We start from the raw sequence: 23,773 nt of genomic DNA, 5'->3' as shown, positions 1-23,773 counted from the left end.
CTCACGACCCCTTGTTCACGGACAACGCCACACCCTTACGGTCGCGCCCATAGATGCGCGGCTTGACGTACTGGTCGATCAGCGGCGTCAACGTGTTCATCAGCATCACGGCGAACGCCACACCCTCCGGATAGCCGCCCCAAGTGCGGATGATCCAGGTCATCACGCCGCAGCCGAAGCCGAAGATGAACTGCCCCAAGGCGGTATTCGGCGAGGTCACCGGATCGGTGACGATGAAGAACGCCCCCAAGATCAGGCCGCCGCTCAGCAAGTGGTACATCGGCCCGGCGTAATGGTTGGCATTGATCGCATTGAAGATCAAAGCGGGCACGGCCACACCGAGCAGCATGGCGACAGGCGCATGCCAGGTGATGATGCGGCGGGCAATGAGATACAGCCCACCAAGCAGCAACAACAGCGCCGCCGTCTCACCCATGCTGCCGGCTCGGCTGCCCCACAGCGCATCGAGCGGCGCGTAGTAACCGGCCAGCGCCTGATCCAGTCCGACACCGCGCGTGAATTCGGTCTTCACATGGCCGAGCAGCGAAGCGCTGGCCATGCCGTCCAGCGGCTGGCTCATGAATGTGATGCGCAAACTGTCCAGCCAACCGGGTGCATGTGCCGAACCCAGCGGCGCAGGCGCGACCCAGGAAGTCATCTCCAGCGGGAACGAGATCAGCAGCATCACGCGCGCCGCCATCGCCGGGTTGAACACGTTCTGCCCCAGACCGCCAAACACCTGTTTGCCGATGACGACCGCGAACAGGCTGCCCAGCGCGGCGATCCACCACGGTGCGAACGGCGGCAACGAGACTGCCAGCAACCATGCGGTCAGCACGCCGGAACCATCCATCAGCACCGGTCGCACGGCGCGTCCCTGCAGATTCACGACCACAGCTTCGCCGACGATGGCGGCGATCAGCGATACTGCCCACAGGTTGATCGCAGGCCAGCCATACAGCCAGAATCCGAACAGTGTGGCCGGAGTGAGCGCGATCAATACCGTGCCCATCACCTTGCCGATGGAGACTGGAGCATGTGCGTGCGGGGAGTGTGCGATGGGGTTCATGAAGACCTCCTTGCGATTAGCTCCCCTCGCCCACTTGTGGGAGAGGGGCGGGGGGAGAGAGCGTATTTCGAAAATGACATGAATATTTCAAATATCTTCCCTCTCCCTAACCCTCTCCCGCGAGCGGGAGAGGGGACTGGCTGGGCTCGTTGAATACATAGGCGCATAGCAACGTTACTCATACGACCTCCACCTTCGCCGCCGCCTCTTTCGCGGCCCGTTCTTTCGCCTCGCGTGCGGCCTTGCGTTTTGCCGCGGCCTCGGCCCGTTCGCGTTCGATACGGGCGATGCGTTCGTTGCGTGCATCGGCCAGTTTTTTGGTGGCTTCCTGTTTCAGCTTGGCACGCTCCTGTCCGGCCAGGTCGCCCTTGGCGTAGTTGAAGTAGTGCACCAGCGGGATATGCGCCGGGCAGACATACGAGCAGGAGCCGCAGGCGATGCAATCCTTCAGCCCGAATGCGACTGCACCGGCAAGATCGGAAACGCGGATGCGCGAAGCCATCTCCAGCGGCAACAGACCGACCGGACACGCACGCACGCAGGTCGAACAACGGATGCACGGCGATGCCTCCGCCTGCCCGATCTCTTTCGCCGTCAGCGCCAGCACACCGCTGGTGCCTTTGACCACGGGCACCTCGGTATTGGTGAATTGCTGCCCCATCATCGGCCCGCCCAGCACCAGACGAGCAGCGGGTTGCACATAGCCATCTGCAAAATCGATCAATTCCTGTACCGGCGTGCCGACCAAGGCTTCCACATTGCACGCTGTCTTGATCGCCCCGCCGCTGACGGTGACGATGCGCGAGATCAATGGCCGCCCGTACCGGATCGCCTGCTGCACGGCGAACGCGGTGGCGACGTTGTGCACCAGCACACCGATGTCGGCGGGACGTCCACCCGCGGGGATCTCCTTGCCGGTCAGCACCTGGATGATCTGCTTCTCCGAACCCATCGGATACATGCTCGGCATCGTCACGACTTTGACCGCACTGCCTTCCGCCGCAGCTTGCATGGCAGCGATGGCTTCCGGCTTGTTGTCCTCGATGCCGACCAGCACTTCCTTGGCGGCAACCGCAATCGCGATCAGGCGTATGCCTTCGACGATCTGCCCTGCCCGCTCGCGCATGATGCGGTCGTCGCAGGTCAGGTAGGGTTCGCATTCGCCGCCGTTCATGATCAGCGTCTGCACGCCGCTGCTGCGGCTCAGGTTCAGTTTGAGTGCCGCAGGGAAAGTCGCGCCGCCCAGGCCGACGATGCCGGCCACCGCGACACGCGCGGCGATGTTCTCGGGCGAGAGCGCGAACGGATCGTCCACCGACTCGGTCGCGATCCATTTGTCTTCACCGTCGCTTTCCAGCGTGATGGTCGGCACCGGCAAGCCGGATGGATGCGGTGCAGGGAAATCGCCCATCGCGACGATCACGCCGGAGGTCGGTGCATGCACCGATGACGACACGGTGCCTTGCGCTGCCGCAAGCAGCTGTCCTTTCAATACATGGTCACCCACTTTCACCACCGGCGTGGCAGGTGCACCGATATGTTGCTGCAACGGCACGAACAGTTTTTTCGGCAACGGCAATGCGCGAATATGGCGCTCGGCCGACAAGTCCTTGCGACCTTCCGGATGCACGCCGCCGCGCAGATCGAATAGTTTCATGCTGCCTCCTCATTAGAGAGAGATGGAACGCAACATGCAGCGTGTCGGAGGCTCGGCAGCACCCCTCGCAAGGAGGAGGCCGGTGGGTACCCCGTTGCTGCGCAACGACCCTCCCGCACTCGCGGACGTTCACATCCCCACACGTGGGGCCCCTGCTCTCTGCTCATGCTGCCACCCCCACCATCGGCTTGTGCCAGTGCCAGGATTGCAGCGTCACCGGGATCGGCTGCAGCTTCACCGATTCGGTCGGACAGACTTCCTCGCATTTGCCGCAGGCGGTGCACGCTTCGCGGAACACCACATGGATCTGCTGCGCCGCGCCCATGATGGCGTCGGTCGGGCACACCTTGAAGCAGCGCGTGCAGCCGATGCAGATCTCCTCTTTCACTTCGGCGACCATCGGCACATTGTCGGCGACATCGGAAAGGTTCGCTTCGATGCCGAGCTTCAGCGCCAGCGCCTGCACCACCGCGCGCCCACCCGGCGGGCACAGCGTGACCGGCGCATTGCGGTCGGCCAGCGCCTGCGCGGCACCGGCACAGCCGGGGAAGCCGCATTGGCCGCATTGCGATCCCGGCAGGATGGCCTGTATCTCGGCGACCAGCGGATTGCCTTCCACCTCAAGCTTGCGCGCGGAGTAGCCGAGGAACAGTCCCATAGCCGAACCGAGGATAGTCAGACTGACAATAGCCGTGAACATTTCAATCTCCTTAAAACCCACTTAGCCACAGAGAACACAGAGCACACAGAGAAAACCCTGCATATCTTTCTCTGTGATCTCTGTGTTCTCTGTGGCTAAAAAGATTTTTCATATTTAAACCAGCCCCGCAAAACCCATGAAGGCCAGCGCCAGCAGACTTGCCGTGATGAAGCCGATCGGCGCACCGACGAAAGCGGACGGCACTTGCGCCAACGCCAGCCGTTCGCGCAATCCGGCGAACAGCAGCAACACCAGGGTGAAACCGGCAGCCGAGCCGAAGCCATATAACAGGCTGTTGACGAAAGGCAGTTTCTCTTGCGTGGTCAGCAACGGGATGCCCAGCACTGCGCAGTTGGTGGTGATGAGCGGCAGATAGATACCCAGCACCTGGTACAGCCCCGGGTTGGTCTTGCGCACCACCATCTCGGTGAATTGCACGACGACGGCGATGACCAGGATATAGACAAGGATGCGCAGATAGACCATGCCCAGCGGAACCAGCAGCCAGTGCTCCAGCATCCAGCAGGCTGCAGAGGCCATGGTCATCACAAAGGTCGTGGCCAGTCCCATGCTGATGGCGGTATCGGTCTTCTTGGAGATGCCCATGAACGGGCACAGTCCCAGGAACTTCACCAGCACCACGTTGTTCACCAGCACCGTGCTGAGCAACAACATCAAATATTCGCGCATATCGATAATCTCCTGTGCTCCTTAGTGCAAGCGGCGTGCCAAGGAATGCATGCAGGATCGAGCCGCACAGAATCAGGCGTTTGATACCGGGGCGCACCATACAGGTGCAAAAAACCTTTGTCGTTGTCAGGTCGGGGCGCGCCCTGATGTAGCAAACGCGACAAACCGCCTGTCATTGCCGCCGTTGAGCCGGAAAGGAAAATCATCGGCACAGATATTGCTGAACAGACTGTATCCACATGAAATGGAACCATCATGTCCAAGCCGCAAGCACCGAACGAACCGAATCTGCAAGCATCCAGCATGGACAGCGACAGCAATGTGCCTTCGCATCTGTTCCGCCAGGCAGTGGAACAGGCCGCACTGGCGATCTCCATCACCGATGCACGCGCCAATATCCTGTATGCCAACGCCGCATTCCAGCGCATCACCGGATACGGGCAGGACGAGATCGTCGGGCACAACGAATCCATCCTCTCGTACCGCGTCACGCCCAAGCTGGTGTACGAGACATTGTGGGCACAGATCCAGCGCCAGCGCCCGTGGAACGGCCTGCTGGTGAACAAGCGCAAGGACGGCAACCGCTATCTGGCCGATGTCACCATCACGCCGGTGGTGGGCGAAGCAGGCCTGACCACGCACTATCTCGGCATGCACCGCGACGTGACCGAGGTGCACCGGTTGGAACGGCAGGTGCAGAACCAGAAGACGCTGATCGAATCGGTGGTGGATGCGGCGCAGGTCGCCATCGTGCTGCTGGACGAAAACGAGCACGTGCTGCTGGACAACCAGGAATACAAGAAACTCATCGGCGACCTCGGCAAGGAGCCGGCGGTAAGGCTGCTCGAAGCACTGCGTTTACAGATGGGCGATGCATATACCAAGGCCTATGAGAAACATCGCAACATCGCCGCGCGCGAAGTGTGCATCGAATCGCCCAAACGCCCGACGCGCTGGTTCTCCTGCGCGATATCGTGGTTCGAGGAACACGACGTCGGTGCAGACGCGTTCTACGAACCGCTGCGCCGCCACTATCTGCTGCTCACCATCCAGGACATCAGCGAGATCAAGCGCCAGCAGGAAGCGCTGCGCATCAACAGCCTGCGCGCGCTGCTGGCCGAACAGGAACGCATCCAGGGCCTGCGCGAGACGCTGGCGGGAGCGGTGTATCAACTGGAAGGCCCGCTCAACATGCTGAGCGCCGCTGCCAACATGATGGAGCGCCGCCGCGAAGCGGGCGCCGACCTGCCCGCAGCCAGCGCGCTGGAAGAAGCCATGCAAAAGAGCCGCGAAGTGCTGGAGACGCTGCGCGGCTGCATCCCCGAGCAGGGCAATGAAGCGCTGCAGCCGGTCAATCTCAACGAAGTCTTGGCCGATGTGCTCAAGCTCACCACCGCCAGCCTGCTCGGCGCGGGCATCGTGGTGGAGTGGTCTCCTTCGAACGAGCCCCCGGTGGTATCCGGACATCCTGGCCAATTGACCAACCTGTTCAAACAGCTCATCTCGAACGCCGTCGAAGCGGTGAACGAACGCCGCGGCGGCCAGCGCGAGCTGCGCATCGCCTGCACATCGCGCGGCGACCATCTCGAAGTGTTCGTCGAAGACAGCGGCCCCGGCATCGCCGACGATCTGCGTTACAAAGTGTTCCAGCCGTTCTTCACCACCAAGGGTGCGGCGCGGCAGCATCTCGGCCTCGGCCTGGCGATGGCACAGGAAGTGGTGATCCGGCACGGCGGCACCATCGACATCGATCCCGGTTATCACGCCGGCTGCCGCGTACGTGTGCAACTGCCGCTGCTCACGGGAGCCAATCATGGTTGAAGAACGCATCGAAAGAAGGTCTGGGCACGAGCTCGACCTGCTCCGCTCTGAACTGGAGACGCTGTACCAGGTGAGCAAGGTGTTGTCGCGTTCGCTCAACTTCAAGGAAACGCTGGACGGCGTGCTGCATGCACTGCATGAAGGCGTCGCGCTGGAACGCGGCATGGTCAGCCTGATCGACGCCGCAAGCGGCGAGTTGCAGGTATCGCTGGTGTACGGCGTATCGGATGCCGTCACCGAAGAGGTCAGCTATCAGCCCGGCGAAGGCGTGGTCGGCACCATCCTCAAGACCGGCAACAGCATCGTGGTCGCATGCATCATGGACGAACCGCGCTTCCTCAGCCGCATGGGCATCTACAACCCGCAGGGGGCTTTCGTCGGCGTGCCGATCCGCATCGGCCAGAAAGTGGTCGGCGTGCTGGCGGCACAACCCGCGCCCAGCATCACCAAACAGCTCAGCGAATACCAGCGCTTCCTCGAGATGGTCGCCAACCTGATCGGCCAGAGCGTGCGCCTGTCGCAGGAAGTGGCGCAGGAAAAGAACGAGATCGCCGAGGAGCGCGACGTGTTGCGCCGCACCGTGCGCGGCCAGTACGGCTTCGACAACATCATCGGCCACACCCAGCCGATGCGGCGCATCTTCGAGCAAGTGCGGCTGGTGGCGAAATGGAACACCACCGTGCTGATCCGCGGCGAGACCGGCACCGGCAAGGAGCTCATCGCCAATGCCATCCATTACAACTCGCCGAGGGCACGCGGCAGCTTCGTCAAGCTCAACTGCGCAGCGTTGCCCGAGACCCTGCTGGAGAGCGAATTGTTCGGCCACGAGAAAGGCGCCTTCACCGGCGCGGTGGCGCAACGCAAGGGACGCTTCGAACAGGCCGAAGGCGGCACCGTGTTCCTCGACGAGATCGGCGAGATATCCCCGTCGTTTCAGGCCAAGCTTCTGCGCGTGCTGCAGGAAGGCGAGCTGGAACGCGTCGGCGGCACCAAGACCATCAAGGTGGATGTGCGCGTGGTCGCTGCGACACACCGCGACCTGGAAGCCGAAGTGGAAAAGGGCCGCTTCCGCGAAGACCTGTATTACCGTCTCAACGTCATGCCGCTGTACCTGCCGCCGCTGCGCGACCGCATGGAAGACATCCCCGAGATCGCGCGCTTCCTGGTGGAAAAGATCAGCACACAACAGGGCCGGCAACTCAACCTGACCGACGCCGCGCTGCGCGTGCTCATGCATCACGACTGGCCCGGCAACGTACGCGAACTGGAGAACTGCCTGGAGCGCGCTTCGGTGATGACCGAGGGCGACACCATCGACCGCGACGCCATCCTGCTCACCGGCATCGACGAAAAGATCTCGGCCAGCCGCGGCGCGATCCAGGAACTGGATCTCGACGACCCCAACCTCGACGAACGCGAGAAAGTCATCGCCGCGCTGGAACAGGCAGGCTGGGTGCAGGCCAAGGCTGCGCGACTGCTCGACATGACACCGCGCCAGATCGCCTATCGCATCCAGACGCTGAACATCAAGGTGCGGCAGATCTAGGAAGAACATCGCCTTTGATCTGCGGCACTCGCCTTATCGGGCAGGCATGCATTTTGCTGCCTGATGCTCAAGGTTGAAAAAAACGACAATCCAACCGACAAAACGGGATCGAACGTGTCCCGTTGTTTCATTTACTCCAAAATTCATGGGACAAACATGGCAATCAAAGACATCAAGGGTTTTTCCGACAAGGCAAAAGCAGATCAGGAACTGAAAGCAAAACTGGTCGCCTGCCAGAAAGTGCGCGAACTGCTCGCACTGGCACAGGAGCATGGCTTCAACTTCATCGAGGACGAGATGTATCCGCCCAACGAGCCGCAGTTCACCGCCGACCAGCTCTCCGAGCGTCTTGCCAAAGCGCTGCTGCGCGCCTGAGTAGATGGGTACCAAAAGTAAATATTCCGATTCCAATTCAAAAGTGAAACAATGCGGCGACGAGCAAACAACAAAGACAGTGCAAGAAGCACGGCAAGGAGTGAGCGAAGAAGCCAACGCAGTGTCACTGAAGAAGTGGGATCGGAATGAGAACCGGGGGAAGCTCCGGTTCTTTGTGACCTACACCGGAGTGAAGCTGCCGTTCAAGCTGGTGAACGAACTGCAGGCCAGCGAAGTGGAGAACCGCAACACCTACTTCCAGGGCTACTTCGACGAGAACGACCGCCTCACCGGTTTCGACAAACTCGCTTACGGCGAGATCGAACTCGCACACCGTTACACCTACCACGGCAACGGCAAGTTGAGCGCGGCCGAAATCACCGACATCGACGGCGAAACGACGATGCTGATCTTCGATACGGAAGGCAGCCCCGCTTGAGCACCTTCAATCCCTGCAAAGGCAAGACCGCCTGCCGCGACGATGGCGAAAGATGCCTGACCTGCGGCCGCAGCTTCGCCGAGATCGAACAGACCAGAAACCTGATCGACGCGCTGTCGGAATTCGCTCTGGCACAGGGCTATGACAACGTGGATGTGTTCGCAGCTTATGTCGCAGATAAGGTGGAGAAAAAAGTCCGGCATCGGCGCGAAGAAAACACTGCATGATGACTGGATAGCCGCGCTGCGAGCTAAGCGTAGCTGCTATTTGACCATATCGGCCGGTTTCAGTGGCTGTGGGCATATCTGCCATGTGCGGCTACCGGACGTTTTAGATACGCCCAATTTCTGCACTCTCCCCACAAAAACTGGCGACATACACAAAAGTGCAACCACGATCACATAATATAATACTTTGACTTATATGGAATTAGAGGATAAAGTTGCCAAAACACAATATTTCCTCTAACCGCTATGTTCACCGCTCTCGACGAAAACCAGATCCGGCAATACATCGATGCCGAACAGGCCAGAAAATCCTGGCTTGCAGCGGAACGTCGTGCGCAGAATTATCGTGGCAGCATGTACTGGAAAACCGTCAAAGGTCGCGACTATCTATATCGCGAATACGCTGCAAGGCAAGCTAAGAGCCTTGGAGTGAGGACGCCGGAGACCGAAAGAATTCTGGAGGAATTCAAGAAAGGCAAAGCCTCTTCCGAGCAAACCCTGAAACAACTCAGTGCCGCCATCGCCACGCATACCCGACTTAATGCCGCTTTACGGGTAGGACGCACGCCGAATGTTGTGGTCGGCTTGCTGGAAGAAATCAGGCGTACGGGATTGCAGGACCATTTCATGGTGATCGGAACTAATGCGCTCTACGCCTATGAAACGCAGGCGGGCGTTCGATTCAACGGTGACGTGACGGCAACCACAGATATGGATCTACTGTGGGATTCGCGCAAACGAATCACCCTTGCCGCAGATGGCGACGAGCATTTCAACAAGTACGGATTGATCGGCGTGCTAAAAAAGATTGATCCGACCTTTGAGCTGCTGAAAGATCAGGAATACAGCGCAGCCAATTCACAAGGCTATATGATCGACCTGATCAAACGCCGCCCCGCATCGTTCTTTGACGACAAGGAGCATCCGCAATTAATCGCCAACCCGGATGATTTTTGGGCAACCAAAATCAAGAACATGGATTGGCTACTGAGTTCCCCGAAATTCCGCCAAGTTGTAGTCGGCACAAACGGCAGCATGGCCGAAATGGTAACGGTCGATCCGCGCGCCTTCGTCTTCTACAAAACATGGTTGAGCCAAAAAGAGGATCGAAACCCCATGAAAAAACCGCGCGACTTGGCGCAAGCCCGCGCTGTTTACCAGCTGCTCCAGGAGCGACTACCGCAATTGAGCTTCGACAAAATTCATGTATTTCCGGAAAGTTTGCGCGACGACAACACCTTTGCCTTGCTTGACGGCAAAAGCTAGTTGCCGCGCATAACACATCAGCTCGGGTACTTTGGTAGAAGCTAACCTATGCGAGATGGCGCGCCACGTGCAATGCATGGCAGTTAGTCGGCCAGAGTTGCCATTCAAGTTATCAAGGCAATCCGGCTGCTTCAGCCTGATTGCAGTCTTCGGATTTCGGCCGGTGACGGTTGCAATGCAGTGGAGTGGTCGTCCACTAAACCCGGTGGACTAGGTGTTTCGAATTAAGACGGCAATTGAGTCTCGCAAACAGGCAAACAAGACGTCCACATCTTAGGCAGCCTCAAGGGCTGTATTTTGATTGAGCTAAGCCTCCACCAGCTTGAAACCCGACGGTCGTGTTTCTCGGCCTGCGAGGTCACTTCGTCCATGGGAATTTATTTGGCTTTTGACCAAAGATGGGAGCCCTATTTCCCTCGAAAACTAGCGATATGACTATTGCAAATAATGGTTTATATTTGCGACCTTTAGATTCTCAAAATTAGGACGCAAATGCCGCGCATTAGGGTTACCTCACTGACCTTTGATGGATGTAAGTTTCGCCGCCTCAAGAGTCTGAAAATTCCAATAGCAGAGCGGATTACGGTCATTGCAGGCCACAACGGGATTGGAAAGTCGACAATCCTCGGCTTAATCGCGCATCAGTCTGGGCTGACAAGCCGCGTTCTTAGGGGGCACAAGCTGGGATATACCCGCGCGCAAAATACTTCCTATTTCGATAAAACATACCAAGCGAATTTCGGGGAAATTATTCATCTTGATTATGTTGGCGATTACGAGTCAAAGCTGGGGCCGCCCCCCACTTTAGGGGAGCCCCTAATTCACTTTCTGATCGATGAGAAAGAGGTCGTAGGGAAAGCATGTCGAGTGGAACCCCGTAGCGACGACTCCAGTTCCAGTGAGGTTAGAGTTGTTTCCCGCACAGTAGAACCCTCTACAAGCACGTTTGTTAGCGAGAGTAGAAAAGTTGTGGTTGGCCCGGCGGGGAAGGTCCCTCTGCCAACGATATATCTTGGAATGACTCGAGTATTGCCCCTAGGAGAGGCTGAGCAAGGGACTGTCGCTAGTAGTACCAAGACAATGGATCCATCCGATGCGGCTTTGATAGCTAGTTTTTTTAATAGTGTTATCTCTGGTAGCGAAGCAACTTCTTCAAAAATTACCGCTCATCGCATCAAAAATACAGGAAAGCTTTCAGGACAGCCTGCCTATGAGTTTGATCCAAAGTGCGTCTCACTTGGACAAGATAGCCTGGGCAGCATTGCCTTAGCTCTCGCGTCATTCCAAAAGCTGAAACGAGAGTGGGCAGATTATCCAGGGGGCTTGCTTATCATCGATGAGCTAGACGCGGGGTTTCATCCACATGCGATAGGCAAGTTGGTCAAGGCGCTGAAATCCCACGCTAAAAAACTTGGCCTACAAATTATTGCGACTACTCACTCCCTGCGGTTGATTGAGGCAGTGCATCCTGAATCAGAACCATTAAGTGCTAAACGCTTAGATGGTGTCGTCTATTTGCGCGACCCAGGCCGGCCGAAGGCTCTGGATAGTCCCTCACTCCAGACTATCTTTGAGGATATGGAATTGCTGCCTCCAAAAAAGGCAGCGAAGGCGAAGCTACCGAAGCTAAAAGTCTATTTTGAAGACGATGAGGCCGCAGCAGTATTTAAGGCAATTGCAGGAACGACATACCTAAGGACGCTTGGATCTAAGCACGGTGTGAAGTTGGACTGTATGCCTCTTGGGGTCGGCTGTGAAAATTTGGCTGCGTTAGGGGACCATGATCCGTACTTTAGAAAAGTAGTTATGGTCTTGGATGCAGATGCCTCGGCGAGCCAGGCGAATGAAAAATACAAACATACTGCCCGCCTTCCAGGCGATATGTATACGGGAAAGAAAACGGGAGCCGAAAACAAGGATCTAATAAAGCGGCCGCTAGCCCCTGAGCGTACATTAATTCAGTATCTAAAAAATATAGTGAGTGATCCAGATAGCCATGAGGCTGCACTCGATCGCCTTCCGATTACAACGACATACATTTCAGAACACCTCTTGGAGACCGACATAACTGTCTTGGCTGATCGAGACAAAACAAAGAAGTGGTGGACGAGTAACCTCGCGCACATCAAGGACTGGAAATTGTTGGAGTCTTGGGTCGCCGACAGACCCACAGAAGTCACCAAGTTTCTTACTGAATTTGAGGCAGCTGTAGAGGTAGTGGCCCTGCGGCTAAAAAATTAGACTGACCAACTAAATTTACATGACTTAAAGTAGGAACAATGTACTCAAACAAACTATATACGCCATTGCGTTATCCAGGGGGGAAGGCTCGATTCGCCCCGTTGATAGCCGAGATCATCCAGCGCAACGGGCTGGAGGGCGGTCATTATTTGGAGCCGTATGCGGGAGGGGCTGGCGTAGCTCTTGTGCTGCTTGTTGACGGGATAGTCGATCATATTCATATAAATGATGCTGACCCAGCTGTAGCGGTATTCTGGAAAGTGGCCACACGCTGCACCAGAAAATTGATTGATCTAGTTGCTAATGAGCCCGTCACTATGGACGCTTGGCATCATTGGCGATCTGTGATGTTAGGGGATAAGAAAGGGAGCGAGCTGGAACGGGGATTTGCTACGCTATTTATGAACCGTACTAATCGGTCCGGAATTCTAAAGGGCGGAGTTATTGGCGGAAAATCTCAGGCAGGAACCTATAAGGTAGATGAGAGATTTATGAGAGATGAGTTATGCCTACGTCTAGAACGTATTGGGCAATACTCAAAATCTATCGATGTCTACGAAGAGGATGCACACGAGCTGCTGCTTCGCTGTCATCAGTTTTTGCCGCAGAAATCGTTGATCTATCTAGACCCGCCTTACTACGTTAAAGGCGAAGGTTTATATCGTAATTTCTATCAGCATCAAGACCATTTGAAGATTGCCCGTCTTCTCGGTAGCCCCCGCTTCCGTAGACCGTGGGTTGTGTCTTATGACGCCGTTGAGGAAATTAAGGACATGTACGCATATGCTCGTTCCATGAGCTATGGCCTGCATTACACTGCCCAGCGCAGGTACACAGGATCTGAAGTTATGTTTTTTAGTCAGAGACTTGTTGCACCACCGCAATCGGAAGCGCCACAAGCTGCCTAGCCTTAAGCGCTACCTTCCCGTGAGTTTTCATTTTGGCTGTGCGGTTGTTGTTTAGGCTAACCGATTGATTGAATCGCTCCGGATTTCGTAGTCACTGTGGAGTCTGTTTAGGGTTCAAAACCGGCCGCTCAGTCAGTAGGGCCTGAAAGGCAGCAATGGCCGAGTTTGAGACGTTTAGTATTAACGGGCCAACCGACAGCATCTAGCCGTCATCTACCAAACAGGTTTTTTTCAACATCCCTCTCGAATTCCTCAACCCATCTGGACCCGTCCCCAATTGGGTATTGGGCTTTCAGGTTGGTAGATTTTTGCGTGATCACGACAAACCCGGTGAGCGCGAATATCTCATCGGTTTTGGAGTCTGTGGTGTCGGTCTCCGCCAGGTCAAAATCTTCCGGGGAAAGCTGGAATCGTTTCAACACCGCCAGGAAATCATCCTTCTCGTCCTGTTCGATCAGCTTCATCTGATTTTCGACCTTTCTTGTTATCGACTCTCCAGGATCGCCCTCGATTTGCTAACGATGCTCGGAGTTCGCGAGCCTTGCCAGATTGATCACATCATTCGGCTGTCCGCGCATGAGTTTAAGCAGTTCGCCTCGTATGATTTCTTCCGTGTAGCCCATCGCAACCAGCTTGTCGACCATATCCTGGAATCGCATCCGGCGCTTGACGCCATCTTCGCCAAGGTCGCGCCGATTTCCGAAACTTTCGAGCAAGGTCGAACCACAGACACAATTCCGAAACAGATCCACGACCATGTGGCCTTCATTGTCCCTGCTTTGTTGCAAGCCACTGGAGTTCGCATGCACAGGTTGAGTAGCCGCAAGGAATTCGGCGGAGTTTCGATATTCCCGACCGCAATTTCCACAGCGCAAAGGAAAAACCGAATCGACCAATTCTCGCAGTCCGGTATAGATCTCTTCGTTGACGTTGGAGAATAATTTATCGACGCTGAAGTATTCGTCGGTCACATCCGTCTCTGAAATGACATGATGTTTGTGGCACCATTCCTTCCAGACGATCGCTCCGGCACGAGAGTGACCTGGCGCGCCCAGTAGCTTGTAAAGCCTGCCACTGTGGGTGGTGATGGTCATCGCTTCCCGGTCGAACTCCTTGATGCTGGTGGATGCGCGAGCCGTGTCATTCGTTATGTCATGCCCATAAACGTGACGGCTTGGCGTTCCCTTTTCCGTCAGGATCTCCATCACGCGCCATCGGCGCAGTGAATGGATGGTCTGGCTGTCGGCATCGCTCTTGGCAGGTATCATCGAAAAGGCCTTGATCAACATCGGAGTTTGGCAAAAGTATACTCCCTCATATCCTGTGTGGGTTTATTGCACCACTCGATGCCAGGCAACAGTCTCAAGTCGAATCTGCATAACCTATATTTGACATTCACCGCTGCAGGTCGTGTTTCATTCCCGATTTGATGTGGCACATCGCTCACTCAATCTTTCTTCAATAACACGAGGATTTTTAATCCAAAACCGAAGTGCGTTTTCGCATTCAAATGCGCGCCGACACACTCTTCGGGAACTTTGCAAAAAATTTCCTTTCTGTATGCCACAAGAAAAACATATGGAAAGGATCCACGATGGATGTCAGTGTCGCTCCACATGCCACCACGGCAATCTCAGCATTCAACGGACTTCGCGCTTACCTCAACGAACAGATACTGGGCCAGGACAACCTGGTGGAACGCCTGCTACTGGCACTGCTGGCCGACGGCCACTTGCTGGTGGAAGGGCCGCCTGGCCTGGCCAAGACGCGTGCCATCAAGGCGCTGGCACACGGCATCGAAGGGAATTTCCAGCGCCTGCAGTTCACGCCTGACATGCTGCCGGCGGACCTCACCGGTTCCGATATCTACCGGCCCGAGGAAGGCGGCTTTCATTTTCAGCGCGGCCCCTTGTTCCACAACCTGATCCTCGCCGACGAGATCAACCGCGCCCCGGCCAAGGTGCAGTCTGCATTGCTCGAAGCGATGGCCGAGCGTCAGGTCAGCGTCGGCTCTGCCACCTATCCGTTGCCGCGCCTGTTCCTGGTGATGGCCACGCAGAACCCGATCGAGCATGAAGGCACCTACCCGCTGCCGGAAGCACAACTCGACCGTTTCATGCTGCACACGCTGGTGGACTATCCCGATCGCGCCACCACGCTGCGCATCATGGAACTGTCGCGGCGCGAAGCGCGGGAAGCATGCGAACTGTCGCCGCCGCGCTTTGCGCTGACGCAGGAACAGGTGTTCGCTGCGCGGCGCGAAGTGCTCGAGCTCACGCTGGCCGATTCGGTCGCCGAATATATCGCCGCACTGGTCGAGGCCACGCGCATCCCCGACAAGTACAGCAGCAAACTGAAAGAGTGGCTGCGCTGGGGCGCCAGTCCGCGTGCGGCCCTTGCCATGGAACGCGGCGCGCGTGCACTGGCCTGGCTGGATGGGCGCGACTATGTCAGCCCCGAGGATGTGCAGGCCATCGCACCGGATGCGTTGCGCCACCGCCTGCTGCTGGACTACACCGCGCAGGCGCATGGCGTCTCGGCGCAGGATTGCGTCGAGGAACTGTTGCGACAGGTGCCGGCCCCATGATCCTGCCCGACCTGGCAGAACTGGTTGCCTTGCGCGGTACCGCACACGATCTCAACCTGCATGCGCGCCGCCCCGTACTGGCGCGACTGCAAGGATCGCACCGCAGCGCGCAGCGCGGCCGCGGCCTGGAGTTCGAAGAGGTGCGCCTGTACACGCCCGGCGATGACGCGCGCAACATCGACTGGCGCGTCACGGCGCGGCGCGGCCAGCCGCATACCAAGCTGTTCCGCGAAGAGCGCGAGCGCCCGGTGTGGCTGGTCGCCGACTTGCATCCAGGCCTGTATTTCGGCAGCCGTCATCAGCTCAAGTCCTCGCTGCTGTTGCGTTCGGCAGCGCTGCTGGCATGGGTCGCCGCGATGGACGGCGACCGGCTGGGTGCGCTGATCGGCGGCAACGAGCATCTGCGCATCTTCCGTCCGCGCGCACGCGAAGCCGGCGTGCTGCCGGTGCTCGAAGCGCTGGTGGCAGCGCAACCCACCCGCCCCGGCATGCCCAGCCCGGACAGTTTGAATGCATCGCTCATCGCGCTGAAACCGCTGCTGCAACCCGGCAGTCTGGTGCTGGTGCTGAGCGACTTCAGCGGGCTGGACGACGACACCGAGAATCTGTTGGCGAGCATCTCGTTGCGTTGCGACTGCCGTCTGCTGTGGCTGGTCGATCCGCTGGAAAACACGGGCTTGCCGGACGGCAGTTACCGCGCCGGATTGCCCGGTCGCCTGTGGTGGCTGGATGGCGCAAGCAGCCGTAGCGCGTGGCAGGAGAAATGGGCTGCACGCCAACACCGCCTGGATGAGTTGACGCACCGCCTCAACCTGCCGCTGATCCGGCTGGACACGCCGCAGCCGGTGACCGAGTCGCTGCCGCCTTTGTTGCGGGAACCGTTATGGACTGCGTAAAGCATAAAAAAACATCAGCCACAGAGGACACAGAGAGGTACGGCGTAGAACCATCACTAGAGGAATCAGACTGTGAAGCAAGGCCGCGAAATGTTGCGGATTATTGAGATTTCCATAATTGGCGATAACACATGAAACCTTTTACCTCGTCATTCCGGCGCAGGCCGGAATCCAGCGAGTTTATTCAACATGCTTTGGGCTTTTGTCCCGCGTTGCGGGAGTTTGTTTTTTTGACTGGATTCCGGCCTGCGCCGGAATGACGTTCAGGTTTTAAAAAATGAACGACGAATTTCTAAAACAACTCGCCCCGCCCCACGCACCGCCGCCGCCCGGTTGGTGGCCGCTGGCGCCAGGGTGGTGGGCACTCGCAGCACTGGTGCTGATGATCGCTGCCGCGGCGATCTACTGGTATCGGCGCAAGCCCAACCGTTTGCGCCGGGCTGCGTTGCGCGAACTCCGGCAACTGCAAATGCATGCACATGATGACGCGCATCTGGCCAGCGCACTGCAGGATCTGCTGCGCCGTTATGCCATCGCCGCCTATGGCCGCGAGCAAGTGGCGCACTTGAGCGGCAACGACTGGCTGGATTTCCTCATCGCACATGGCGGAAACACATTGGCCGGCGAGGCAGGAGAAAGCCTGCTGCGCGCAGCCTATGGCAGCCGCATGCTGAACGACCGCGCCCCATGGCTGCAAGGCGCGCGCGATTTTCTACGGGGGCGGCGATGATCCACATCGAATGGCCCTGGATGCTGCTGTTCCTGCCGTTGCCCTGGCTGCTGGGTCGCTGGCTGCCGCCCGCACAGCCGCATGGTGTTGCACTGTTCCTGCCTTTTGCCGACACGGTCGCGGCCGGCTCGACACCCGATACGCATCACATGTCGCGTCCGCGCAAGCTGCTGTTCGCGCTGATCTGGTTGCTGCTGGTGCTGGCGGCGATCCGCCCGCAATGGCTGGGCGATCCCGAGGCGGTGTCCACCACCGGACGGCGCCTGCTGCTGGCGGTGGATGTCTCCGGCTCCATGTCCACGCAGGACATGGCCGGCAATGCCAATCGTTTGCAGGTGGTGCAGAAGGTCGCGGGCGATTTCATCCGCCGCCGCCACGGCGACCAGGTTGGACTCATCCTGTTCGGCACCCAGCCCTACCTGCAGGCACCGCTCACCACCGATCTGAACACGGTGGGTCAGTTCCTGGACGAGGCGATGATAGGCGTGGCCGGCACGCAGACGGCCATCGGCGATGCCATCGGTCTCGCCATCAAGCGCTTGCGCGACGCCACGAACGTATCCGGCCGCAAGGGTGAAACGGTGCTGATCCTGCTCACCGACGGCAGCAACGACGCCGGGGCGATGCCGCCGGATGAGGCTGCAAAGATGGCCGCTGCCGCAGGCCTGCGCATCTACACCATCGGCGTGGGTTCGGATCAGACCGATCCCTTCGGCATGGGTGGCGCCAACGACCTGGACGAGGACACGCTCAAGCTCATCGCCAAGACCACGGGCGGCGAATATTTCCGCGCGACGGATGTCGAAAACCTGCAGCAGGTCTACACACGTATCGACCGGCTGGAACCCAGCGACGCGCGACAGCAATGGTACCGCCCGCGCGACGAGTGGTTCCCGTGGCCGCTGGGACTGGCACTGCTGCTCAGCCTGCCGGTCGTGATGTGGAGAAGAAGATGGACGTGATACAGCATTTCCAGTTCCTGCGCCCCGCCTGGCTGTTGACCATCCCCTTGCTGTGGGGCCTGAGCATCTGGCTGGCGCGGCGCCGCAACCACGAGGGTGGCTGGGCGCAGCTGATCGACCCGGAGCTGTTGTCCAGCCTGCGGCTCGATGCCGGGGGCAAGCGCGGCCAGTCGCCCTGGCCGTGGCTGGCGCTGGCGTGGACACTGGCAGCGCTGGCACTGTCCGGTCCCAGCTGGCAGCAGGCACCTTCCCTCGCCTACCGCGGCAGCAGCGCATGGATGCTGGTGCTGGACCTGTCGCCCTCGATGCTGGCAGCCGATGTCACGCCGAACCGCGTCACCCGCGCACGCTATGCGCTCGACGATCTGCTCAATGGCGCGCAGGATGCGCGCGTCGGGCTGGTGGCATTCAGCGACGAGCCCTACACGGTCACGCCGATGACCGACGACGTCGCCACGATACGCGCGCTGCTGCCGCCGCTGAACCCTGACATCATGCCCAGTGCCGGCGACAATCTTGCTCCGGCGCTGGAGCAGGCAGGCAAACTGGTCAGACAGGGCGGCGGCAAGAACGCGCAAGTGGTGGTGCTGACCGACGGGTTCAGCGACCCGGCGGCCGCTTTCACTGCCGCGAAAAAACTGCAGGCGCAAAACATCACGGTGAGTGTAGTCGGCATCGGCACGCGCACCGGCGCACCGCTGAGCCGGACGGGTGGCGGCTTTGCGCAGAACAAGCAAGGGCATCTGGATCTCGCCCGGCTGGATGTGGAACGGCTGCAACAACTGGCCAGCAGCGGCGGCGGCAGATATGCAGACCTGGCGCAACTGCCGAGCCTGATCGGTTACCTGCAGGCACAGGCCGACCGCACCAGCCGCGCCACCGAGAACAAGGACATCCGCGTGGCGCACAGGCTGGATGGCGGCGTCTGGCTGCTGCCGCTGCTGCTGTTGGCGACGGCATTGCTGGCACGGCGGGGGTGGTTATGAAGCGCGCACTCCTGCTTTCGCTGCTCGCGCTCTGTGCCGCAAATGCGCAGGCGAACGGTTTCTGGGACGACTTGTGGCACAACGCCGACCAGCAAGGCGAACGGCTGATGCATGAGGGCAAGGCGGCTGCGGCGGCGCAAACCTACCGGGACCCGCGGCGCAAGGCCTTTGCGGAACTGCAGGCGGGCGATTATGCAAATGCGGCAAAGCATCTCTCGGCCTTCGACGACAGCGACGGCAACTACAACCGCGGCAACGCACTGGCTCAGTCCGGGCAGTTGCAGGAAGCGCTGCAGGCCTACGATGCAGCGCTGGCCCGCGATCCGGACAATCGCGATGCGCGCCACAACCGCGAGCTGGTGGCCAAGGCGCTGCAGCAGCAACCGCCGCAGCCGCAGTCTGCTGCGAACAACCAATCCTCGTCGAAGGATGACAAGAACGGCGGCAACAAACAGGCTGGCCAATCCGGCAGCAACTCCGGCAAGCAGGGCGATAGCCAAAAGAATTCAGGCAAGCAAGATCCATCCGGCCAGAACCAGTCCGGAAAAGCACAACAGGGCAAGACCGGGCAAGGCCAACAGCCAGGCAGCAACAACAAAAAGAATGCAGGACAAGGACAGCAACAGTCTGCGCAGGCCAACGCGAACGAGCAACCCGGCGCATCCGGCCAAACCGGCAACCGATCCCAAGCCGACGACGCGGCACAGGCACGGCGCGATGCGGAAGCCGCGCTGGGCAAATCGCCGACATCCGGTGCCAACGCCGTATCGGATGCGCCCGTCAGCGAACAACAGCTTGCGCAGGAACAATGGCTGCGGCGCATCCCGGACGACCCCGGTGGCCTGTTGCGGCGCAAGTTCATGATCGAGCACATGATCCGACAACAAGGTGGACAGCAATGAAAAACACTATCCTCACTCTGATGACTTTGACGACGCTGGGCCTGAGCCTGCCTGCCTCTGCAGAGATCGGCGCCAGCCTTGACCGCAACCAGGTCGGCCCGGGCGAGACGGTACAACTCACCCTGCAACACAACGGTCAGACCGACAGCCAGCCCGACCTGAGCCCGCTCAAGCAGGACTTCGAGATCGTCGGACGCAGCTCTGGTTCCAGCATCCAGATCGTCAACGGCAAGATGAATGCGCAGACTCAATTGAACCTGGTGCTGTTGCCGAAACACCAGGGCAAGCTGCATATACCCGCGTTGCAATGGGACGGGGACTCATCGCCGTTCCTGCCGCTGGAGGTAAGCAGCAGCGCAGCAAGCGGACGATCCGGGAACGCTGCGGCCGGCAATGCGCCGACCGGAAACGCTGCGCATGTGTTCCTCACCGCGGCAGCGGAGCAGAAGCAACCTTATGTGCAGGCTGCCGTGCCGATGACGGTTCGCATCTACACCGACCAGCCGCTGTACCAGGCCAGCCTCGACCTGCAGTCCGGCAACGACGTGCTGGTCCAGCAACTGGGTCAGGACAAGCAGACCAGTGAGACGCGCAACGGTCGCAGCTATCAGGTGATCGAGCGCAGATACCTGCTGTTCCCGCAGCGCAGCGGCAGTGTGCGGCTGGATGGCGCCGTACTGAACGCGCAGGTGCAGGACAACAGCGGCAACGACAACGACCCGTTCGGCAACATATTCGGTCGCAATCCTTTCGCCGGCATGATGAACACCACCAGGCCGATACGCATCCAGAGCGAGCCGGTGGTGCTGAACGTGCGCCCGCGTCCAGCCGGCGCCGGCGGCCACGACTGGCTGCCGGCACAACATGTGACGCTGGAAGAAAGCTGGCAACCCGACAACGGCAGCATCCGCGCGGGCGACCCCGTCACGCTGCATCTGCACCTCGCCGCCGATGGGCTGATCGCCGCACAGTTGCCCGACCTGAGCCGGATATTGAAACTGCCGAACGGCCTGCGCGCCTATCCGGATCAGCCCAAGTTGAACAATGACGCGCACGGCATCAGCATCATCGGCACGCGCGACCAGGACATCGCCATCATCGCCAACACCGCCGGTCGCTACGAGATCCCTGCCCTGCACCTGTTCTGGTGGGATACCGGCAAGAACGTGCAGCAGGAGATCGAACTGCCTGCGCGCACACTGGACGTGTTGCCCAGCGCAGGCGGTATCGCCGTCGGCACGACACCACCAGGGCAGGACTCGATCTCGGCCGGGCCACCCGCTGCTCCATCTGTAGCGCAACCGATGGGAATCGCAGGTACGGACTATCGCTGGGCCTGGATCAGCCTCGTCTTTGCGCTGCTCTGGCTGGGCACACTCGGCGCCTGGTGGCTGAGCAGCCGGCGCAAAGCCAGACAGCCGGCGCATTTGAACACGCAGGCAACGACGCCATCCGCATCAGCGTCCGATCTGGGCGAGGCGCGCAAGGCGTTCCGACAGGCATGCCGGGACAACGATGCGCAGGCTGCACGCCGCCACTTGCTGGCATGGGCGCACGCGAGCTGGCCGCAAGATCCGCCCAGAGGACTCAAGGCATTGGCTGACCGCCTCGACGATGCCGCACTCAAGCCATTGCTGAAGCAACTCGACCGCGCCTGTTACGCGAATGGCATATGGCAGGGAGACGCGCTGCTAAATTTGAAAACTTTGCACAGCAAGGAAGAACAAACCGTAGCGGCGGGAATGGAGCTGGCCGGGTTGTATCCGTGATGCGACAGTCACCAGAGCGCAATCTGCCGACGCAGATTCACGGCACCATCGAGAACAACTGCGGCTGGACTTTCTTGTAGCCGTTCAGTTGTTGCACGGTCAGCGGGGTAAGTTCCTTGATCGCCACCCAGATCTGCAGCGGATGCTGCGACGGCCTGGCGAGGGCGATCTGCAAGGCCGCCCATGCCGCCCAGTCGATCTGCGGCATGCGTTCGCGCGTTCCGGCAGGCAGGTTGGCGGCGGTCTGCACCAGGCTGCGCAAAAGTTGCAGCGTCTGTGCGCGCGTCATGCGACTGGCGAAGAACTCCTCTTCGCCGATCTCGTCGGTCAGGATCATGATGTCCAGCGCAAGCTTCTGCATCAGTCCGAGCATGGCTCCGGTCAGCATGTTTGCCCCCTGGTGTCGATCGCGTCGCGCAACAGCAGCGCGACATGGATGGGATCGCGCGCCACACCTTCGCGTATCTGGTGGCGACAGGAAAAACCGTTGGCGAGGATGGCCGCATCGGGCGCAGCTCGCAATGCGGGCAACAGGTCGAGCTCCGCCATGCGCATGGAGATGTCGGCGTGCTCGGCCTCCAGACCGAAACTGCCCGCCATGCCGCAACAGCTCGCCTCGATGAATTCGAACTCGAACTCCGGGATCAGCCGCAACACCTTGCGCAGCGACTTCATCGCGCCGACAGCCTTCTGGTGGCAGTGCCCGTGCACCAGGGTCTTGCCGCGCGGCAGCGGTTTGAATTCGAGATCGAAGCGTTTGCGGTCATGCTCGCGTGCGATGAATTCCTCGAACAGGTAGACCTGCTTCGATAACGCCACCGCTTCTTCGCCCAGGCCGAGCTTCAGGTGATCATCGCGCAAGGACAGGATGCACGAGGGTTCCAGCCCGACGATGGGGATGCCGGAGGCCAACGCCGGGCGCAGTGCGGCATGCAGGCGGCGAGCTTCGCGCCTTGCCGCATCGACCTGCCCCAGCGAAAGCCAGGTGCGACCGCAACACAGGGCGCGGCCCGGTTCGTCGTCTGCGGCGGCCCGCAAGGTGATGACGCGATAACCCGCAGCAGTGAGCACCTGGTGCGCAGCCCGTGCGATCTCCGGTTCGAAATGCATGGCGAAGGTATCGATGAACAGGATGACATCCCTGTCGCCAGCAGCGCTCTCTACGCAGCTGCGTGGTGCCGCATAAGGTGCGACTGCCGGTTCAGGCAGTATTCGTTTTGCAGCTATGCCAAAGATGAATTCGCCCGCTCTCGCCAACCACGATGCACGATTGCGCCAGCGGATCAGGCCTCCCATGACGCGACGGTAGCGCAGTAAGCCCGGCAAACCGGCTATCAGCCGATCGCGATGCGGCACACCCTTGAGTGCATTGACCTGCGCCTGGTATTCGATCTTGATCGCGGCCATGTCGACCTGGTTGGCGCACTCGCGCTTGCAGCCCTTGCAGCCGACGCAGAGTTCCATCGCGGCAGCCAGCCGCGGATCGGCGAAGGCATCGTCGCCGAACTCTCCATTCAACGCCGCCTTGAGCACCACCACCCTGCCACCCGGAGAATGCGCGGCATCGTCGGTGGCGCGGAAGCTGGGGCACATCACGCCCTTGGGCGTGCGCTGGCAGAGTTTGTCGCTGATGCACACGGCGACCGCCTTGGCGAAGTCGCCGCCCGTCGCGGGGATGCCGGCGTAGGCATCGCCCTGCCCCGCTGTCTCGTAAGAAGACCAGTCGAGATGGTGCTTCATTCGACCAGGACTGACAGCGCATGCAGCGCCGAATGGAGCGTCGGGACATGTTCGGCATCTTGCGCACTGATGCAACTCAGCGCATGAGCCAGCAACTCGTCTCCTTCATTGCTGCCATCCATTTCGATGATCATTCGCCCGATGCTGCTGGCGACCAGGTTGGTGATGCGCCGGTTCTCGCCGAACACCCTGGCGGTGCCGATCGCGTTGGCGATGAGGTCGCTGGTCGTCTGGTAAGGGTTCGACTTGAGCTTGGCCATGC

At 59.5% G+C, this 23,773-nt stretch carries 24 protein-coding genes; 15 read left to right on the top strand and 9 right to left on the bottom strand.

What is annotated here, in order from left to right:
• Position 1: 1 nt before the first annotated feature.
• The 4 genes from SLIT_RS04315 to rsxA all read right to left on the bottom strand — a co-directional run bounded on the left by SLIT_RS04315 (position 2) and on the right by rsxA (position 4,116).
• Entirely contained in the window at positions 2 to 1,069 is a 1,068-nt protein-coding gene (locus SLIT_RS04315) for an RnfABCDGE type electron transport complex subunit D (protein ID WP_013028997.1), read from the bottom strand.
• Positions 1,070 to 1,247: 178 nt separating this feature from the next.
• Positions 1,248 to 2,726: an electron transport complex subunit RsxC gene (gene rsxC / locus SLIT_RS04310; protein ID WP_013028996.1), complete on the bottom strand. Its 1,479-nt coding sequence runs from the start codon at positions 2,724 to 2,726 to the stop codon at positions 1,248 to 1,250.
• A gap of 163 nt (positions 2,727 to 2,889) precedes the next feature.
• Positions 2,890 to 3,426 carry an RnfABCDGE type electron transport complex subunit B gene (locus tag SLIT_RS04305; RefSeq protein ID WP_013028995.1) on the bottom strand — a complete coding sequence of 179 codons (537 nt, stop codon included), beginning with the start codon at positions 3,424 to 3,426 and terminating at the stop codon, positions 2,890 to 2,892.
• Between the two features lie 114 nt (positions 3,427 to 3,540).
• On the bottom strand, positions 3,541 to 4,116 hold the full coding sequence (rsxA, locus tag SLIT_RS04300) for an electron transport complex subunit RsxA (RefSeq protein WP_013028994.1): 576 nt from the start codon (positions 4,114 to 4,116) through the stop codon (positions 3,541 to 3,543).
• 255 nt (positions 4,117 to 4,371) lie between these two features.
• Between rsxA and nifL the strand changes: the two genes are divergently transcribed.
• From nifL to SLIT_RS04260, 8 genes are all read left to right on the top strand, one after another.
• Complete coding sequence (gene nifL, locus SLIT_RS04295) at positions 4,372 to 5,937, top strand: nitrogen fixation negative regulator NifL (protein ID WP_013028993.1); 1,566 nt, start codon at positions 4,372 to 4,374, stop codon at positions 5,935 to 5,937.
• A complete protein-coding gene (nifA, locus tag SLIT_RS04290) occupies positions 5,930 to 7,483 on the top strand; it encodes a nif-specific transcriptional activator NifA (protein WP_013028992.1) in 1,554 nt (517 codons plus the stop codon). Before nifL ends, nifA begins: the two co-directional genes overlap by 8 nt.
• Before the next feature lie 156 nt (positions 7,484 to 7,639).
• Positions 7,640 to 7,858, top strand: coding sequence for a Nif11-like leader peptide family natural product precursor (locus tag SLIT_RS04285; RefSeq protein WP_013028991.1), 219 nt, complete (start codon positions 7,640 to 7,642; stop codon positions 7,856 to 7,858).
• A 100-nt stretch (positions 7,859 to 7,958) separates the two neighbouring features.
• Entirely contained in the window at positions 7,959 to 8,297 is a 339-nt protein-coding gene (locus SLIT_RS04280) for a DUF6156 family protein (RefSeq protein ID WP_223293821.1), read from the top strand.
• A complete protein-coding gene (locus SLIT_RS04275) occupies positions 8,294 to 8,524 on the top strand; it encodes a hypothetical protein (protein WP_013028989.1) in 231 nt (76 codons plus the stop codon). Before SLIT_RS04280 ends, SLIT_RS04275 begins: the two co-directional genes overlap by 4 nt.
• A gap of 246 nt (positions 8,525 to 8,770) precedes the next feature.
• Positions 8,771 to 9,790 carry a nucleotidyltransferase family protein gene (locus SLIT_RS04270; RefSeq protein WP_013028988.1) on the top strand — a complete coding sequence of 340 codons (1,020 nt, stop codon included), beginning with the start codon at positions 8,771 to 8,773 and terminating at the stop codon, positions 9,788 to 9,790.
• Positions 9,791 to 10,282: 492 nt separating this feature from the next.
• Positions 10,283 to 12,031, top strand: a complete 1,749-nt coding sequence (locus tag SLIT_RS04265; protein WP_013028987.1) for an AAA family ATPase — start codon at positions 10,283 to 10,285, stop codon at positions 12,029 to 12,031.
• 38 nt (positions 12,032 to 12,069) lie between these two features.
• Positions 12,070 to 12,939, top strand: coding sequence for a DNA adenine methylase (locus SLIT_RS04260; protein ID WP_013028986.1), 870 nt, complete (start codon positions 12,070 to 12,072; stop codon positions 12,937 to 12,939).
• A gap of 209 nt (positions 12,940 to 13,148) precedes the next feature.
• Here SLIT_RS04260 and SLIT_RS04255 read toward each other — a convergent pair whose 3' ends face one another.
• Together SLIT_RS04255 and SLIT_RS16040 are read right to left on the bottom strand one after the other, a co-directional pair.
• Complete coding sequence (locus tag SLIT_RS04255; RefSeq protein WP_013028985.1) at positions 13,149 to 13,403, bottom strand: hypothetical protein; 255 nt, start codon at positions 13,401 to 13,403, stop codon at positions 13,149 to 13,151.
• A 51-nt stretch (positions 13,404 to 13,454) separates the two neighbouring features.
• The gene (locus SLIT_RS16040) at positions 13,455 to 14,228 is read right to left on the bottom strand and encodes a hypothetical protein (RefSeq protein ID WP_013028984.1); all 774 of its coding nucleotides are present in this window, start codon (positions 14,226 to 14,228) and stop codon (positions 13,455 to 13,457) included.
• 305 nt (positions 14,229 to 14,533) lie between these two features.
• Here SLIT_RS16040 and SLIT_RS04240 point away from each other — a divergent pair, with 305 nt between their 5' ends.
• The 7 genes from SLIT_RS04240 to SLIT_RS04210 all read left to right on the top strand — a co-directional run bounded on the left by SLIT_RS04240 (position 14,534) and on the right by SLIT_RS04210 (position 21,771).
• Positions 14,534 to 15,526 (top strand): AAA family ATPase, encoded by a 993-nt coding sequence (locus SLIT_RS04240; RefSeq protein ID WP_013028983.1) that lies wholly within the window; start codon positions 14,534 to 14,536, stop codon positions 15,524 to 15,526.
• Positions 15,523 to 16,422, top strand: a complete 900-nt coding sequence (locus SLIT_RS04235) for a DUF58 domain-containing protein (RefSeq protein ID WP_013028982.1) — start codon at positions 15,523 to 15,525, stop codon at positions 16,420 to 16,422. The genes SLIT_RS04240 and SLIT_RS04235 overlap by 4 nt, the downstream gene beginning before the upstream one ends.
• Before the next feature lie 277 nt (positions 16,423 to 16,699).
• On the top strand, positions 16,700 to 17,152 hold the full coding sequence (locus SLIT_RS04230; protein ID WP_013028981.1) for a DUF4381 domain-containing protein: 453 nt from the start codon (positions 16,700 to 16,702) through the stop codon (positions 17,150 to 17,152).
• Positions 17,149 to 18,114 carry a VWA domain-containing protein gene (locus SLIT_RS04225; RefSeq protein WP_013028980.1) on the top strand — a complete coding sequence of 322 codons (966 nt, stop codon included), beginning with the start codon at positions 17,149 to 17,151 and terminating at the stop codon, positions 18,112 to 18,114. Before SLIT_RS04230 ends, SLIT_RS04225 begins: the two co-directional genes overlap by 4 nt.
• Positions 18,105 to 19,100, top strand: a complete 996-nt coding sequence (locus SLIT_RS04220) for a vWA domain-containing protein (protein WP_041420769.1) — start codon at positions 18,105 to 18,107, stop codon at positions 19,098 to 19,100. Before SLIT_RS04225 ends, SLIT_RS04220 begins: the two co-directional genes overlap by 10 nt.
• Positions 19,097 to 20,002 carry a tetratricopeptide repeat protein gene (locus SLIT_RS04215; RefSeq protein WP_041420768.1) on the top strand — a complete coding sequence of 302 codons (906 nt, stop codon included), beginning with the start codon at positions 19,097 to 19,099 and terminating at the stop codon, positions 20,000 to 20,002. Before SLIT_RS04220 ends, SLIT_RS04215 begins: the two co-directional genes overlap by 4 nt.
• Positions 19,999 to 21,771, top strand: coding sequence for a BatD family protein (locus tag SLIT_RS04210; protein ID WP_013028979.1), 1,773 nt, complete (start codon positions 19,999 to 20,001; stop codon positions 21,769 to 21,771). Before SLIT_RS04215 ends, SLIT_RS04210 begins: the two co-directional genes overlap by 4 nt.
• 37 nt (positions 21,772 to 21,808) lie before the next feature.
• Here the strand turns inward: SLIT_RS04210 and SLIT_RS04205 are convergent, their stop codons facing one another.
• From SLIT_RS04205 to SLIT_RS04195, 3 genes are read right to left on the bottom strand one after another with little or no spacing between them, the layout of a single operon-like run.
• Positions 21,809 to 22,159 carry a HepT-like ribonuclease domain-containing protein gene (locus SLIT_RS04205; protein WP_013028978.1) on the bottom strand — a complete coding sequence of 117 codons (351 nt, stop codon included), beginning with the start codon at positions 22,157 to 22,159 and terminating at the stop codon, positions 21,809 to 21,811.
• Complete coding sequence (locus SLIT_RS04200) at positions 22,153 to 23,511, bottom strand: (Fe-S)-binding protein (protein ID WP_013028977.1); 1,359 nt, start codon at positions 23,509 to 23,511, stop codon at positions 22,153 to 22,155. The genes SLIT_RS04205 and SLIT_RS04200 overlap by 7 nt, the downstream gene beginning before the upstream one ends.
• Positions 23,508 to 23,771 (bottom strand): hypothetical protein, encoded by a 264-nt coding sequence (locus tag SLIT_RS04195; protein WP_013028976.1) that lies wholly within the window; start codon positions 23,769 to 23,771, stop codon positions 23,508 to 23,510. The genes SLIT_RS04200 and SLIT_RS04195 overlap by 4 nt, the downstream gene beginning before the upstream one ends.
• Positions 23,772 to 23,773 lie beyond the last annotated feature (2 nt).

It is taken from the genome of Sideroxydans lithotrophicus ES-1, from assembly GCF_000025705.1.
GTDB classification, from domain to species: Bacteria; Pseudomonadota; Gammaproteobacteria; order Burkholderiales; family Gallionellaceae; genus Sideroxyarcus; species Sideroxyarcus lithotrophicus.
This window is presented reverse-complemented; position numbering and strand designations above follow the sequence as displayed.

What these genes read in the sequence shown, in the direction of transcription:
- SLIT_RS04240 (WP_013028983.1), top strand. Translation starts at nt 14,534, where the DNA reads ATGGATGTCAGTGTCGCTCCACATGCCACCACGGCAATCTCAGCATTC.
- SLIT_RS04205 (WP_013028978.1), bottom strand. Translation starts at nt 22,159, where the DNA reads ATGCTGACCGGAGCCATGCTCGGACTGATGCAGAAGCTTGCGCTGGAC.
- SLIT_RS04220 (WP_041420769.1), top strand. Translation starts at nt 18,105, where the DNA reads ATGGACGTGATACAGCATTTCCAGTTCCTGCGCCCCGCCTGGCTGTTG.
- SLIT_RS04235 (WP_013028982.1), top strand. Translation starts at nt 15,523, where the DNA reads ATGATCCTGCCCGACCTGGCAGAACTGGTTGCCTTGCGCGGTACCGCA.
- rsxC (WP_013028996.1), bottom strand. Translation starts at nt 2,726, where the DNA reads ATGAAACTATTCGATCTGCGCGGCGGCGTGCATCCGGAAGGTCGCAAG.
- rsxA (WP_013028994.1), bottom strand. Translation starts at nt 4,116, where the DNA reads ATGCGCGAATATTTGATGTTGTTGCTCAGCACGGTGCTGGTGAACAAC.
- SLIT_RS04215 (WP_041420768.1), top strand. Translation starts at nt 19,097, where the DNA reads ATGAAGCGCGCACTCCTGCTTTCGCTGCTCGCGCTCTGTGCCGCAAAT.
- SLIT_RS16040 (WP_013028984.1), bottom strand. Translation starts at nt 14,228, where the DNA reads ATGTTGATCAAGGCCTTTTCGATGATACCTGCCAAGAGCGATGCCGAC.
- SLIT_RS04285 (WP_013028991.1), top strand. Translation starts at nt 7,640, where the DNA reads ATGGCAATCAAAGACATCAAGGGTTTTTCCGACAAGGCAAAAGCAGAT.
- SLIT_RS04225 (WP_013028980.1), top strand. Translation starts at nt 17,149, where the DNA reads ATGATCCACATCGAATGGCCCTGGATGCTGCTGTTCCTGCCGTTGCCC.
- SLIT_RS04260 (WP_013028986.1), top strand. Translation starts at nt 12,070, where the DNA reads ATGTACTCAAACAAACTATATACGCCATTGCGTTATCCAGGGGGGAAG.
- SLIT_RS04315 (WP_013028997.1), bottom strand. Translation starts at nt 1,069, where the DNA reads ATGAACCCCATCGCACACTCCCCGCACGCACATGCTCCAGTCTCCATC.
- SLIT_RS04230 (WP_013028981.1), top strand. Translation starts at nt 16,700, where the DNA reads ATGAACGACGAATTTCTAAAACAACTCGCCCCGCCCCACGCACCGCCG.
- nifL (WP_013028993.1), top strand. Translation starts at nt 4,372, where the DNA reads ATGTCCAAGCCGCAAGCACCGAACGAACCGAATCTGCAAGCATCCAGC.
- nifA (WP_013028992.1), top strand. Translation starts at nt 5,930, where the DNA reads ATGGTTGAAGAACGCATCGAAAGAAGGTCTGGGCACGAGCTCGACCTG.
- SLIT_RS04270 (WP_013028988.1), top strand. Translation starts at nt 8,771, where the DNA reads ATGTTCACCGCTCTCGACGAAAACCAGATCCGGCAATACATCGATGCC.
- SLIT_RS04210 (WP_013028979.1), top strand. Translation starts at nt 19,999, where the DNA reads ATGAAAAACACTATCCTCACTCTGATGACTTTGACGACGCTGGGCCTG.
- SLIT_RS04195 (WP_013028976.1), bottom strand. Translation starts at nt 23,771, where the DNA reads ATGGCCAAGCTCAAGTCGAACCCTTACCAGACGACCAGCGACCTCATC.
- SLIT_RS04305 (WP_013028995.1), bottom strand. Translation starts at nt 3,426, where the DNA reads ATGTTCACGGCTATTGTCAGTCTGACTATCCTCGGTTCGGCTATGGGA.
- SLIT_RS04200 (WP_013028977.1), bottom strand. Translation starts at nt 23,511, where the DNA reads ATGAAGCACCATCTCGACTGGTCTTCTTACGAGACAGCGGGGCAGGGC.
- SLIT_RS04255 (WP_013028985.1), bottom strand. Translation starts at nt 13,403, where the DNA reads ATGAAGCTGATCGAACAGGACGAGAAGGATGATTTCCTGGCGGTGTTG.
- SLIT_RS04265 (WP_013028987.1), top strand. Translation starts at nt 10,283, where the DNA reads ATGCCGCGCATTAGGGTTACCTCACTGACCTTTGATGGATGTAAGTTT.